The sequence below is a fragment of the Dactylosporangium sp. NPDC049525 genome (genome assembly GCF_040676755.1).
In the GTDB taxonomy this organism is placed as follows: domain Bacteria; phylum Actinomycetota; class Actinomycetes; order Mycobacteriales; family Micromonosporaceae; genus Dactylosporangium.
This window is the reverse complement of record NZ_JBFAPO010000115.1, coordinates 1-15785: the sequence shown is the minus strand read 5'-3', so window position 1 is coordinate 15785 and position 15785 is coordinate 1. Positions and strand designations below refer to the sequence as shown.

At 69.9% G+C, this 15785-nt stretch carries 1 protein-coding gene; it reads left to right on the top strand.

What is annotated here, in order from left to right; all coding sequences use genetic code 11:
- Window positions 1-15: 15 nt before the first annotated feature.
- The coding region (locus AB0K00_RS56760; protein WP_363539869.1) for an amino acid adenylation domain-containing protein at window positions 16-15785 on the top strand (15770 nt) is incomplete at its 3' end.

Here is a 15785-nt window from a genome sequence, read left to right as displayed (position 1 = left end):
CATGAGCATGCGCCGTTGGCGTTGGCGCAGCGGGTCAGTGCGGTGCCGGGCGACCTGCCGTTGTTTGCCACGCTGCTCAACTACCGGCACAACAGCGCCGGCAGGCCGGGTAACGCCGACGGGCCAGACGGGTTCGTGGGCGTCCGCACCGTGTATTCCCGGGAGAGCACCAACTACCCGGTGACGGTGTCGATCGAAGATGACGGCAATGGTTTCGGGCTGACCGTGGACGCGGTCGGACCGATCGACCCGCAGGCAGTCGCAGCGATGCTGTCCACAGTGGTCACTGGCCTCGTCCCAGCGTTGGAAGCCGGTCTTGACGGTGGCACCCGGACGCCGCTGTGCGAGGTCGCGGTGCTGGGTGCGGCCGAACTGGACCGGGTGCTGCGCGAATGGAACAACACCGCCGCTGACGTGCCGGCTGCGACGCTGCCTGGGTTGTTCGCGGCGCAGGTGGCGCGGACTCCGGATGCGCCGGCGGTGGTGTTCGAGGGTGTGACGTTGTCTTACGCGGAGTTGGATGGTCGCGCGAATCGTCTGGCCAGGTTGTTGATGAACCAGGGTCCGGATTCGGTGGTGGGGGTGTGTCTGCCGCGCGGTGTGGACATGGTGGTGGCGCTGCTGGCCGTGGTGAAGGCCGGCGCTGCGTACCTGCCGATCGATCCGGACCTGCCGGCCGACCGAATCGCGTTCATGTTGGCGGATGCCGGTGCGGCGTGTGTTGTGTCCGACGGGACGTTGGCCGGGTTGGGTGTGCCGGTCGTGCACGTCGACGACCAGGGAGGTTCGGACGCAGATCCGGGTGTGCTGGTGGTGCCGGAGCAGGCGGCGTATGTGATCTACACGTCTGGGTCGACGGGTGTCCCGAAGGGTGTGGTGGTGTCCCACGCCGGGATTGTGAACCGTCTGGTGTGGATGCAAGCTCGGTTCGGGCTGCAGCCGGGAGACAAGGTCCTGCACAAGACGCCGTTCGGGTTTGACGTTTCGGTGTGGGAGTTGTTCTGGCCGTTGATCCAGGGCGCGGTGATGGTGATTGCTCGCCCGGGTGGTCACCGAGACCCGGGTTACGTGGCGGAGCTGATCCGTGATGAACACGTCGACACCGTGCATTTTGTGCCGTCGATGTTGGAGGCGTTCCTGGCGGTCCCGCAGGCAGCTGAGTGTGGTGGTCTCAGGCGCGTGGTGTGTTCTGGTGAGGCGTTGGGTGCGGCGGTCCGGGACCGGTTCTTCGAGGTCCTGCCGGGCGTGGGGTTGTTCAACCTGTACGGCCCGACGGAGGCGTCGGTCGACGTGACCGAGTGCGCTGTCCCAGCGGCCGGACCGGTGCCGATCGGTCGTCCGGTGTTCAACACCCGTGTCTATGTCCTTGACGACCGGTTGGCGCCGGTCCCGGCTGGGGTCGCGGGCGAGTTGTATCTGGCTGGGGTCCAACTGGCCCGGGGTTATGTCAGTCGTCCGGGGTTGACGGGGGAGCGGTTCGTCGCGGACCCGTTCGACGCTGGTGGCCGGTTGTACCGCACCGGTGACGTGGTGCGCTGGTCGGCGGATGGGGACCTGGTGTATCTGGGTCGCGCGGATGAGCAGGTGAAGATCCGCGGGTTCCGGATCGAGCCGGGCGAGATCGAGGCGGTCATCGCCACCCATCCCCAGGTCGCGCACGCCGCTGTCATTACTCGTGAGGACACTGCCGGGGACAAGCGCCTCGTCGCGTATGTGGTTCCGGCCGACGGTGACAATGACGACCTGCCGGCCGTGCTGCGTGGTTTCGCCGCGGATCGTTTGCCGGAGTACATGGTGCCGTCTGCGGTCGTGGTGCTGGCCGCGTTGCCGTTGACGGTGAACGGGAAGCTGGACCGCAAAGCGTTGCCGGCGCCGGACTTCGCGTCGGCGGCCGGGACCGGTCGTGGCCCGGCGAACGTCCGCGAGGAGTTGCTCTGCCAGGCCTTCGCCGAACTCCTCGGCCTCGACACCGTCGGCGTCGACGACGACTTCTTCGCCCTCGGCGGACACTCGCTGCTGGCCGTGCGATTGGTGGAGTGGCTGCGCGTACGCGGGATGTCGGTGTCGGTGCGAAGGCTCTTCGACGCCCCCACACCCGCTGGGCTCGCCGCCGCCGCAGGAGCGGTGACCGTCGACGTCCCGGCGAACCTGATCCCCGAAGGCGCGCAGGTCATCACCCCGGACATGCTCCCCCTGGTGGAGCTGACGGAGGCCGAGATCCAGGCTGTCGTCGGCACCGTCGCGGGTGGCGCGGCCAACGTCGCGGACATCTACCCCCTCGCGCCGCTGCAGGAGGGCATGCTGTTCCACCACCTGCTCGCCGACGGCGGCGACGACGTGTACGCCGTACCGCGCGCGTTCGAACTGCCCGACCAGGACAGTCTCGACCAGTTCGTCGCTGCCCTGCAGCAGGTGATCGACCGGCACGACGTCCTCCGCACCTCGGTGGTGTGGGCGGGGTTGCGCGAGCCGGTGCAGGTGGTGTGGCGGTCGGCGACGCTGCCGGTCACCGAGGTCCGCCTCGCCGCCGACGCCCGAGACCCGGCGGCCGAGCTGCTGTCGGCGGTGGGCTGGTCGATGGATCTGGGCCGTGCCCCGCTCGTCGACGTTCACGTGGCCGAACTGGTCGGTGGCCAGCGGCTGGCGATGGTGCGCATCCACCACCTGGTGGAGGACAACACCGCGGCGCAAATCGTGTACGACGAGGTGCGGGCGGTCCTCGCCGGGCGCACCGACGAGCTGACCGCACCACTGCCCTTCCGCAACTTCGTCGCCCAGGCCCGAGCCAGCCTGGTCAACGGTGACCACGAGGCATACTTCCGCGATCTGCTCGCGGACGTCGACGAGCCCACCGCGGCGTTCGGTGTGACGGATGTGCGCGGTGACGGGTCCGGGTTGGTACGGGCCAGCCAGGTCCTGGACCCGGACCTGGCGGTTCGGCTGCGCGACGCGGCCCGGCAGTTGGGGGTCAGCCCGGCGACGGTGATGCACGTGGCGTGGTCGCGGGTCCTCGCCGTGGTCGCGGCCCGCGAGGATGTGGTCTTCGGGACGTTGCTGTTCGGGCGGATGAACGCCGGCGCCGACCGGGTCGGTCTGTTCATCAACACGCTGCCGGTGCGGATGGGCACCGGCGACCTCGACGCCGTGGCCGCGGTCACCGCGATGCGGAGCCAACTGGCCGCCCTCCTGGAGCACGAGCACACCCCCCTCGCCGTTGCCCAGCGGGCGAGCGGCCTGCCGGCGAACGCAGCGCTGTTCAACTCCCTGTTCAACTTCCGGCACAACGCGCTCGACCGGCCACAGGACGGCGACGTCGCCGACGATGACACCCCAGCCGGGGTGCGGCAGGTGTTCCTGCGGGAGCGAACGAACTACCCACTGACCGTGTCAGTCGACGACGACGGCGACGGATTCGGACTGGTCATCGACGCGGTCGCGCCGATCGATTCGGGCGCCGTGGTCACCATGATGGTCACCGCCGTCTCGGGCCTGGTGTCGGCCTTGGAAGCGGACCTCGAGGGCGGGCCGCGGGCACCGCTGTCGACAGTGCCGGTGCTGGACACGGCCGCGCTGGAACGCATGCTGGTGGAGTGGAACGACACCGCGGTTGAGGTGCCGGCGCTGTCGCTGCCGGAGTTGTTCAGGGCACAGGTGTTGCGGGATCCGGGTGCGGTGGCGGTGGTGTGTGACGGGGTTGAGGTGTCGTATGGGGAGTTGGATGTTCGGGCGAGTCGGTTGGCGTGGTTGTTGGTCGGCCAGGGTGTTGGCGTGGGGTCGCTGGTAGCGGTGTGTCTGCCGCGGGGTGTGGATCTGATTGCGGCATTGCTGGGTGTGTGGAAGGCGGGTGCCGCGTGGTTGCCGGTGGATCCGGGACTGCCGCCGGAGCGGGTGGGTTTGATGGTGGCGGACGCGGCACCGGTGTTGGTGTTGACGGTGTCCGAATGTTCGGTTGGGCCGGTGGATGTGCCGGTGGTGGAGCTGGACGATCCGGGTGTAGTGGGGGTGTTGGGATCACTGTCTGGGGTTGGTCCTGAGGTGACGACGCCAGCGGACGGTGCGGCGTATGTGATGTTCACGTCGGGGTCGACGGGGGCGCCGAAGGGTGTGGTGGTGTCGCATCGGAATGTGGTGGGTCTGTTCGCGGCGACGCGGGGACTGTTCGAGTTCGGTCCGGACGATGTATGGAGTTGGTTCCATTCCTTCGCGTTCGACTTCTCGGTGTGGGAGTTGTGGGGAGCGTTGCTGCACGGCGGTCGGGTCGTCGTGGTGCCGTCGGAGGTGTCGCGGTCGCCGGAGGAGCTCTGGGATCTGCTGGAGCGGGAGCGGGTGACGGTGCTGAGCCAGACGCCGTCGGCGTTCTACCAACTGGTCACCGCTGCCGCCGGTCGGCGGGTGGGTGGTGCGTTGCGGTCGGTGGTGTTCGGTGGTGAGGCGTTGGACCTGACCCGGTTGGGCTCGTGGTGGGATCGGTGGCCGGATGGTGGTGGGCCGCGGTTGGTGAACATGTATGGGATCACTGAGACGACGGTGCATGTCACGTATCGGCCGTTGACCGCTGGTGAGGTCGGCGACAGTGTGATCGGGCGGGGCCTCGCGGGGTTGCGGGTGTATGTGCTGGACGGCTGGTTGCAGCCGGTGCCGCCTGGTGTGGTGGGTGAGTTGTATGTCGCTGGTGGGCAGTTGGCGCGTGGGTATCTGGGTCGTCGTGGGTTGACGGCTGGCCGGTTCGTCGCGGATCCGTTTGATGCGGCTGGTGGCCGGTTGTATCGGACCGGTGATGTGGTGCGCTGGTCCGGCGACGGTGACCTGGTGTATCTGGGTCGGGCGGATGAGCAGGTGAAGATCCGTGGGTTCCGGATCGAGTTGGGTGAGATCGAGGCAGTACTCAACGCTCACCCGCAGGTCGGTCAGGCCACGGTCATCGCCCGCGAGGACACCACAGGGGACAAGCGTCTCGTCGCGTATGTGGTCCCGGCCGATGGCGACGGCAACGGGCTGACCACCGAGCTGCGTGGGTACACCGCCGACCGGCTGCCGGAGTACATGGTGCCTTCCGCCGTGGTGGTGCTGGCCGCGCTGCCGTTGACGGTGAACGGAAAACTGGACCGCAAAGCCCTGCCCGCGCCGGACTTCGCGTCGGCGGCGGGGACTGGGCGCGGCCCGGCGAACGTCCGCGAGGAACTGCTGTGCCAGGCGTTCGCCGAAGTCCTCGGAGTCGACACCGTCGGCGTCGATGACGACTTCTTCGCGCTCGGCGGGCACTCGCTGCTGGCGGTGCGCCTGGTGGAGTGGTTGCGGGTGCGTGGGGTGTCGGTGTCGGTGCGGGCGTTGTTCCTGTCTTCGACGCCGGCGGGACTGGCAGCATCGGCCGGCGGCACCGCGGCGGAGGTCCCACCGAACCTGATCCCCGCCAACGCGCAAGCCATCACGCCGGACATGCTGCCGCTGGTCGAGCTGACCGAGGCCGAGGTCCAGGCCGTGGTCGGCACGGTCGAGGGTGGCGCGGCGAACGTCGCGGACATCTACCCCCTCGCGCCGCTGCAGGAAGGCATCCTGTTCCACCACCTGCTCGCCGCAGGCGGTGACGACGTGTACGCCCTGCCGCGGGTGTTCGAACTGCCCGACCGCAGCGGTCTCGACCAGTTCGTCGCCGCCCTGCAGCAGGTCATCGACCGGCACGACATCTTCCGGACCTCGGTGGTGTGGGAAGGGCTGCGGGAACCGGTGCAGGTGGTGTGGCGGTCGGCGACCCTTCCGGTGACGGAGGTCGACATCGCCGCCGACGTCGATGACCCGGCAGCCGAACTGATGTCGGTGGTGGGCCTGTCGATGGATCTGGGTCGCGCCCCGCTGGTGGACGTTCACGTGGCCGCGCGGGCCGACGGCCGGTGGCTGACGATGGTGCGGATCCACCACCTGGCAGAAGACCACACCGCGGTGGAGATCGTGTACAACGAGGTACGCGCGATCCTGGCCGGGCGAACCGCGGAACTCGCCGCGCCGTTGCCGTTCCGCACCTTCGTGGCACAGGCCCGCGCCGGCCTGATCGGCGGAGACCACGAGGAATACTTCCGGGAGCTGCTGGCCGGGGTCGACGAACCGACCGCCGCGTTCGGCGTGACCGACGTGCGCGGCGACGGTTCGGCCGTCGTGAGCGCACAGGCCGATGTCGACGCCGGTCTGAGTGTGCGGTTGCGGGAGGTGTCCCGGCGGCTGGGGGCCAGCCCGGCGACGGTGATGCACGTGGCGTGGTCCCGGGTCCTCGCCGTTGTAGCCGCCCGCGAAGACGTAGTGTTCGGGACGGTGTTGTTCGGCCGGATGAGCGCCGGCGCCGGCGCCGACCGGGTGCCGGGTCTGTTCATCAACACGCTGCCGGTTCGGGTGCGCACCGGCGACCTCGACGTCCTGGCCGCGGTCACCACCATGCGGAGCCAGCTGGCCGGGTTGCTGGAGCGTGAGCACACCCCGCTCGCCCTGGCCCAGCGGGCGAGCGCGGTGCCGGCCGACGTTCCGCTGTTCACGACCCTGCTGAACTACCGGCACTACACGCTCGACCGGCCACAGGAAAACACCGCCGGGGATGACACCGCGGTCGTGGTGCGTGAGGTGCTGTCACGGGAGCGGACGAACTATCCGTTGTCTGTGGCCTTCGACGACAACGGCATCGGGTTCGGGCTGGTCGTCGATGCGGTCGCGCCGATCGATCCGCACGCAGTGGTCACAATGATGCTCACCGCGGTCTCCGGTGTGGTGTCGGCGTTGGAGACCGGCCTCGACACCGGTGTGCGGGCGCCCTTGTCGGCGGTACAGGTGCTGGACGAGGCCGAGCTCGTCCGGGTGTTGCGCCGGTGGAACGACACCTCGGTCGAGGTCGGTGCCGCGACGTTGCCGGAGCTGTTCGCGGCGCAGGTGCAGCGGACGCCGGACGCGGCGGCGGTCGTGTCTGACGTGGTGCCGGTGTCGTATGCCGAGCTGGACGATCGCGCGAATCGGTTGGCCCGGTTCCTGATCGGCCATGGTGTGCGCGCGGAGTCGGTGGTGGCGGTGTGCCTGAGCCGCGGAATCGACATGGTCGTGGCGTTGCTGGCGGTGCTGAAGGCCGGGGCCGCCTATCTCCCGGTGGACCCGGAGTTCCCGGCGGAGCGGGTCGGCTTCATGGTCGCCGACGCCGGCGCCGCGTGTGCGTTGACGGATGCCGCGTGTACCGCGGTGCTGGCCGGAGCCGGTGTGGACGCTGGTGTGGTTCCGGCGCTCTCGTTGGACGATGCGGCGGTCATGGCGGCCGTGGCAGGACAGTCGGGTGCGCCGCTGGCGGCCGCGGTGCTGCCGCAGCAGGTGGCATACGTGATCTACACGTCGGGGTCCACGGGCACGCCGAAGGGCGTGGCGGTGACGCATGGATCGTTGGCGAACTTCCTGGCGGCGATGCAGGCACGATTCGGCGTCGGGGCAGGGGACCGCCTGGTCGCGGTGACGACGATCGGGTTCGACATCGCAGGTCTGGAGCTGTTCCTGCCACTGGTGAACGGCGCGGTCGTGGTGCTGGCCGGGCGGGAGCAGGTACGCGACCCGCGGCTGTTGCAGGACCTGGTGCGCTCGTCCGGCGCGACCATGGTGCAGGGCACGCCGAGCCTCTGGCAGGCATTGGTGACCGACACCGACACCGGCTCCGACATGTGGGCCGGGGTACGGATGCTGGTGGGTGGCGAGGCGCTGCCGGAAGCACTCGCCGATGTGCTGGTGGCGCGGGCCGCGGCCGTGACGAACGTGTACGGTCCGACCGAAGCCACGATCTGGGCCACGGCCAAGGAACTGGCGGCCGGCGCCCGCGTGGCGTCGTCGATCGGTGCGCCGGTGGCGAATACCCGGGTCTATGTGCTCGACGAGCGGCTGTCACCGGTACCGGTGGGGGTCACCGGTGAGTTGTATCTGGCCGGAGTGCAGCTGGCCCGGGGATACGTGGGCCGGGCGGGGCTGACCGCGGAGCGGTTCGTGGCGGATCCGTTCGATGCGACCGGCGGTGGACGGTTGTATCGGACCGGTGACGTGGTGCGCTGGGACGCCGGCGGTGACCTCGTGTACCTGGGCCGGGTCGATGAGCAGGTGAAGGTCCGCGGGTTCCGGATCGAACCGGGTGAGATCGAGGCCGTGATCGCCGCGCACCCGCAGGCCGGGCAGGTTGCGGTGGTCGCTCGTGAGGACACCGCGGGAGGCAAGCGCCTGGTGGCGTACGTGGTGCCGGCGGACGGCACCGGTGACGGGTTGCCGGCGGTGCTGCGTGGGTTCGCCGGTGAACGGTTGCCGGAGTACATGGTGCCGTCGGCGGTGGTGGTGCTGGACGCGCTGCCGCTGACGCCGAACGGGAAGCTGGACCGCAAGGCGCTGCCAGCGCCGGACTTCGCCGCGACCGCCGGCGCCGGGCGCGGACCGGCCAACGTCCGCGAAGAGTTGCTGTGCCTCGCCTTCGCGGAGGTGTTGGGTCTCCAGGCCGTCGGCGTCGACGACGACTTCTTCACGCTGGGTGGGCACTCACTGCTGGCGGTGCGCCTCGTCAGCCGGGTCCGCGCGGTGTTCGGTGTGGAGCTGCCGCTGCGGGCGTTGTTCGAGGCGCCGACCCCGGCGCGGCTGGCGGGGCGGTTGCCGGGAGCCGGCACGGCACGGTCGGTGCTGGCGCCGTGGGTCCGGCCGGAGTGGCTGCCGTTGTCGTTCGCGCAACACCGGTTGTGGTTCCTCTGGCAGCTGGAGGGTCCGAGCGCGACCTACAACATTCCGATGGTGCTGGGCCTGTCCGAAGAGGTCGACGCAGGGGCGTTGGGTGCGGCGCTGCGGGATGTGATCGGCCGGCACGAGGTGCTGCGCACGGTGTTCCCCGCGGTCGACGGCCAACCGTTCCAGCGGGTGACCGCGCTGGAGGACCTGGAATGGCAGCTGGAACCGGTCGAAGTGGCGGCCGCCGACCTCGCAGACGCGGTGGCAGCGGCGGCGGGGCACACGTTCGACCTGGCGGCCGAGGTACCGATCCGGGCCTGGCTGTTCAGCGACGACACGGGCCAGCGGGTGCTGGTGGTGGTGATCCACCACATCGCCGGGGACGGCTGGTCGACGGAGCCGCTCGCCGGCGACGTGTCCACGGCGTACCAGGCGCGGCTGGCGGGTCAGGTTCCGGAATGGGAACCGTTGCCGGTGCAGTACGCGGACTACACATTGTGGCAGCGGGAACTGCTCGGCGACGAGGGCGACCCGGACAGCCTGCTCTCCCGGCAGGTGTCGTATTGGCGGCAGGCCCTGGCGGATGCACCGGACGAACTAGTGTTGCCGGCGGATCGGCGTCGACCGGCCGAGCCCACCTACCGCGGGCACGGCGTGCCGGTGACCGTTCCGGCCGGCGCACACGCCCGCCTGGTGGAGGTTGCCCGGGCGCAGGGCGTGACGGTGTTCATGCTGTTGCAGGCCGGGCTGAGCATGTTGCTGTCGAAGCTGGGCGCCGGCACGGACATTCCGATCGGCGTGCCGACCGCCGGGCGAACCGATCAGGCGTTGGACGATCTTGTCGGGTTCTTCGTCAACACCCTCGTCATGCGGACGGACCTGTCCGGCGACCCGACGTTCGTCGAACTCCTGGGCCGGGTCCGGGAGACGAGCCTCGCCGGGTTCGAGCATCAGGATGTGCCGTTCGAACGACTCGTCGAGGAGCTGTCCCCGGCCCGGTCGTCGGCACGGCATCCGCTGTTCCAGGTGATGCTGACCGTGCAGAACATCGCCGACGCGGTCCTGGACCTTCCCGGCGCACCCATCAACGAGCAGACCGTCGCGGCGGCAGGTGCGTCGGCGGCGAAGTTCGACCTGGACCTGACGGTGTCGGAGCTGTTCGACGCGGACGGTGCCCCGGCGGGCCTGCAGGGCAGCCTGATCGGGGCGGCCGACCTGTTCGACGCGGCGTCCGTGGCGTCGATCGGCCGGCGATGGGTGCGGGTCATGGAGACGGTCGCGGCCGACCCGTCGCTGCCGCTGTCCGCGGTGTCGGTGTCGGATGTGGCCGAACTGGATCGGGTGCTGGTCGAGTGGAACGACACCGCCGCGGAGGTACCGGCCGAGACGTTGCCGGGGTTGTTCGCGACGCAGGTGGCGCGGACGCCGGACGCGGCGGCGGTGGTGTTCGAGGGTGTACCGGTGTCCTACGCCGAGCTGGATGGGCGGGCGAACCGGCTGGCCCGGCTGCTGGCGAGCCGTGGGGTCGGCCCGGAATCCGTGGTGGCGGTGGCGATGCAGCGGTCCGCGGAGCTGGTCGTCGGGTTGCTGGCCGTGTTGAAGGCCGGGGCGGCGTATCTGCCGGTCGACCCGGAGCTGCCGGCGGAGCGGATCTCGTTCATGATCGGGGACGCGGGTGCGGCCTGCGTCCTGACGGACGTGGCGTCGGCCGGGACGGTGCCGGCCGGGTTGGGTGTGCCGTTGGTGGCGGTGGACGACCCGCAGGTGTCGGGTCTGCCGGACGGCGCCGTCGACGTGCGGGTGTCGCCGGGTCAGGCGGCATACCTGATCTACACGTCGGGGTCGACAGGCACGCCGAAGGGCGTGGTGGTGTCGCACGCCGGGATCGTGAACCGGTTGCTGTGGATGCAGGTCCAGTACGGGAACAGCATCTCGGACCGGGTGCTGCACAAGACACCGATCGGCTTCGACGTGTCGGTGTGGGAGCTGTTCCTGCCGCTGGTGTCCGGTGGGTGTGTGGTGGTGGCGCGGCCGGGCGGGCATCGGGAGCCCGGCTACCTGGCCGGATTGATCCGGGACCAGCACGTGACGAGCGCCGAGTTCGTGCCGTCACTGCTGCAGGCGTTCCTGGCGGAGCCGGCAGCGGCGGAATGTGCGTCGTTGCGTCAGGTGCTCAGCGGCGGTGAGGAACTGCCCGCCGGGCTGCGGGACCGGTTCTTCGAGGTGCTGCCGGAGGCCCGGCTGCACAACGCATACGGTCCCACCGAGGCGACGATCGGCGTGACGTCCGGGGAGTGCCGCCCGGGCGCCGGCGGTGTGGTACCGATCGGCCGGCCGATGACGAACGTGCGGGCGTACGTGGTGGATTCCCGGTTGTGCCCGGTGCCACCGGGGGTGGCGGGAGAGTTGTATCTGGCCGGCGCGCAGTTGGCCCGGGGATACGTCGGCCGGGCCGGGCTGACCGCGGAACGGTTCGTGGCTGACCCGTTCGACCCGGCTGGCTGCGGCCGGCTGTACCGGACCGGGGACGTGGTGCGCTGGACCGGCGACGGGCAGCTGGTGTACCTGGGCCGGGTCGACGAGCAGACGAAGATCCGTGGGCTGCGGATCGAGCCCGGTGAGATCGAGGCGGTGATCGCCGGCCACCCGCAGGTGGCGCAGGTGCGGGTCATCGCCCGGGAGGACACCGCCGGGGAGAAGCGCCTCGTCGCGTACGTGGTCGGCGCCGTCGACGGTGCGGCGCTCCGGGAGTTCGCCGGGACGCGGCTGCCGCAGTACATGGTCCCCGCCGCGGTGATGGTGCTGGATGCGCTGCCGTTGCTGGTGAACGGCAAATTGGACCGCAAGGCGTTGCCGGCGCCCGACTTCGCCACCGCCGTCGGGCTCGGTCGCGCGCCGGCCAACGTCCGCGAGGAGCTGATGTGTCTGGCCTTCGCCGAGGTTCTCGGCCTTGACGCCGTCGGCGTCGATGACGACTTCTTCGCGTTGGGTGGCCATTCGCTGCTGGCGGTGCGGCTGATGAGCCGGCTGCGGGCCGTGTTCGGGGTCGAGCTGTCGCTGCGGGCGTTGTTCGAAGCGGCGACACCGGCCGGGTTGGCTGGGCTGTTGCCGGATGCGGGGGCGGCGCGGTCAGCGTTGGCGCCGTCGGTACGGCCGGAGCGGCTGCCGTTGTCGTTCGCACAGCAACGGCTGTGGTTCATCGGCCAGTTGGAGGGCCCGAGCGCGCTCTACAACATCCCGATGGTGCTGGGCCTGTCGAGTGAAGTGGACGCCCAGGTCCTCGAGGCGGCGTTGCGGGATGTGATCGGCCGGCACGAGGTGCTGCGCACCGTGTTCCCGACCGCCGACGGACAGCCGTTCCAGCAGGTGATTGCGCTGGAAGAACTGGCCTGGCAACTGGAACTGGTCGACGTGGCACCGGCGGAGCTCAACGCGGCGGTGGATGCGGCGACGCAGCACACGTTCGACCTGGCGGCCGAGGTACCCATCCGGGCATCGCTGTTCAGCGACGGGTCGGACGAGCGGACGCTGGTCGTGGTCGTACACCACATCGCCAGCGACGGCTGGTCCACAGGACCGCTGGCCGCGGACGTGTCGACGGCGTACGCGGCGCGAGCGGCCGGTCGGGCACCGGAATGGACGCCGCTGCCGGTGCAGTACGCCGACTACACGCTATGGCAACGGGAACTGCTCGGCGACGAGACCGACCCGGACAGTGTGATCTCGCGGCAGGTGTCGTATTGGCGGCAGGCCCTGGCGGGTGCGCCGGAAGAGCTGGCGCTGCCCGCGGACCGGCGGCGGCCCACGGCGGCCAGCCATCGCGGATACACCGTGCCGGTACAGCTGGGCACCGAGCTGCACGCACGGCTGTTGCGGGTGGCGCGGGAGCAGGGTGTGACGGCATTCATGCTGCTGCAGGCCGGGCTTGCGGTGCTGCTGTCGAAACTGGGCGCCGGCACCGACATCCCGATCGGCGCGACGAACGCCGGACGTACCGATCAGGCGCTGGACGATCTGGTCGGCTTCTTCGTCAACACCCTCGTGATCCGCACCGACCTGTCGGGTGACCCGACGTTCACCGAACTGCTGGCGCGGGTGCGGGAGACCACACTCGCCGGGTTCGAGCACCAGGACGTCCCGTTCGAGCTGCTGGTCGAAGAGCTGTCCCCGGTCCGTTCCCTGGCCCGGAACCCGCTGTTCCAAGTGATGCTGGCCGTGCAGAACACCGCCGGCGCCGTCCTGGACCTGCCGGGCGTCGACGCCGGTGGGCAGCCCGCACCGGCGCAGGCCACGACCGCAGCGAAGTTCGACCTCGAAATCATCGTGGCGGAGACGTTCGCCAACGACGGTGCCCCCACCGGACTGAGCGGCGTACTGACCGGTGCGGCGGACCTGTTCGACGCCGGCACCGTCGCCGACATCGCCCAGCGCTGGGTTCAGGTCCTGGCGGCCGTCCTGGACAGCCCGTCGGCTCCGATCTCCGCCGTGGACGTCCTCACCACGGACGAGCGGCGCCAGATGCTGGTGGAGTGGAACGACGCCGCCGTCGAGGTGCCGGAGATGCCGCTGCCCGGGCTGTTCGCGGCGCAAGTGATGCGGTCGCCGGACGCGGTGGCGGTCGTGGACGGCGAGACGACCGTGACGTATGCGGAGCTGGATGCGCGGGCGAACCGGCTGGCCCGCGTGTTGACCGGTGCGGGGGTCGGTGCGGAGTCCGTCGTCGGCGTGTGCCTGCCACGGGGGCTGGATCTGATCGCGGCGCTGCTGGCGGTGTGGAAAGCCGGTGGCGCGTATCTGCCGATCGACCCGCGGCTGCCGGTGGAGCGGGTGTCGTTGATGGTGGCGGATGCGGGCGCGGTGTGTGCGCTGACCGATGCCGCCAACGGGGGAGCGCTGTCCGGCGTGTCGGTGCCGGTGATGGCGGTCGGCGATCCCGCCATCACGGCGTCGTTGTCTGACGCGGACCCCGCGGCGGCGGTGGCGTTGGATGCTGCGGCGTATGTGATGTTCACGTCGGGGTCGACGGGGGCGCCGAAGGGTGTGGTGGTGTCGCATCGGAATGTGGTGGGTCTGTTCGCGGCGACGCGGGGACTGTTCGAGTTCGGTCCGGACGATGTATGGAGTTGGTTCCATTCCTTCGCGTTCGACTTCTCGGTGTGGGAGTTGTGGGGAGCGTTGCTGCACGGCGGTCGGGTCGTCGTGGTGCCGTCGGAGGTGTCGCGGTCGCCGGAGGAGCTCTGGGATCTGCTGGAGCGGGAGCGGGTGACGGTGCTGAGCCAGACGCCGTCGGCGTTCTACCAACTGGTCACCGCTGCCGCCGGTCGGCGGGTGGGTGGTGCGTTGCGGTCGGTGGTGTTCGGTGGTGAGGCGTTGGACCTGACCCGGTTGGGCTCGTGGTGGGATCGGTGGCCGGATGGTGGTGGGCCGCGGTTGGTGAACATGTATGGGATCACTGAGACGACGGTGCATGTCACGTATCGGCCGTTGACCGCTGGTGAGGTCGGCGACAGTGTGATCGGGCGGGGCCTCGCGGGGTTGCGGGTGTATGTGCTGGACGGCTGGTTGCAGCCGGTGCCGCCTGGTGTGGTGGGTGAGTTGTATGTCGCTGGTGGGCAGTTGGCGCGTGGGTATCTGGGTCGTCGTGGGTTGACGGCTGGCCGGTTCGTCGCGGATCCGTTTGATGCGGCTGGTGGCCGGTTGTATCGGACCGGTGATGTGGTGCGCTGGTCCGGCGACGGTGACCTGGTGTATCTGGGTCGGGCGGATGAGCAGGTGAAGATCCGTGGGTTCCGGATCGAGTTGGGTGAGATCGAGGCGGTACTCAACGCCCACCCGCAAGTCACCGATGCCGCCGTGATCGCCCGCGAGGACACTCCGGGGGACAAGCGTCTCGTCGCGTATGTGGTCCCGGTTGAGGGTGATGTCACCGGGCTGCCGGCGGCGTTGCGCGGGTTCGCCGGTGGGCGGTTGCCGGAGTACATGGTGCCCGCCGCGGTGGTCGTCCTCGACGCGCTGCCGCTGACACCCAACGGCAAGCTGGATCGCAAGGCATTGCCGGCACCCGATCTCACGTCGGCGGCGGGGACCGGGCGCGGCCCGGCGAACGTCCGCGAGGAGCTGCTCTGCCAGGCGTTCGCCGAAGTCCTCGGAGTCGACACCGTCGGCGTCGATGACGACTTCTTCGCGCTCGGCGGGCACTCGCTGCTCGCGGTGCGGCTGGTGGAGTGGCTGCGGGTGCGCGGGGTGTCGGTGTCGGTGCGGGCGTTGTTCGTGTCGCCGACGCCGGCGGGACTGGCGGCGTCGACGGGTAGTGTGACCGTGGAGGTCCCGCCGAACCTGATCCCGGTCGATGCGCAGGTGATCACGCCGCAGATGCTGCCGCTGATCGACCTGACCGAGGCGGAGATCCAGGCGATCGTCGGCACGGTCGATGGCGGCGCGGCGAACGTCGCGGACATCTACCCCCTCGCGCCGCTGCAGGAAGGCATCCTGTTCCACCACCTGCTCACCGCAGACGACAGCGACCTCTACGTCACCTCGTTCGTGCTGGAGTTCGACGACCGCGACCGGGCAGACCGGTTCGCCGCAGCGCTGCAACAGGTCATCGACCGGCACGACGTGTACCGGACCTCGATGGTGTGGGAAGGGCTGCAGGAGCCAGTGCAGGCGGTGTGGCGGTCCGCGACCCTGCCGGTCCTCGAGGTCAGCCTGCCCGCCGGCACCACGGACCCGGTGGCGGAACTGATGTCCATGGTGGGACGGCCGATGGATCTGGGTCGCGCCCCGCTGCTGGACCTGCACGTGGCCGAGGTCGCCGACGGGCGCTGGCTGGGATTGCTGCGGGTCGACCACCTGGTGGAGGACCACACCGCGTGGGATGTCGTGACGGACGAGATCGAGGCGGTGATGGCCGGTCGAGCCGACACGCTGCCGGAGCCGCTGCCGTACCGCAACTTCGTTGCACAGGCCCGCGCCAGCCTCGCCGGCGGGGAGCATGAGGCGTTCTTCCGGGAGTTGCTGTCGGGGGTGGATGAGCCGACGGCGGCGTTCGGTGTCAGTGATGTTCGTGGTGACGG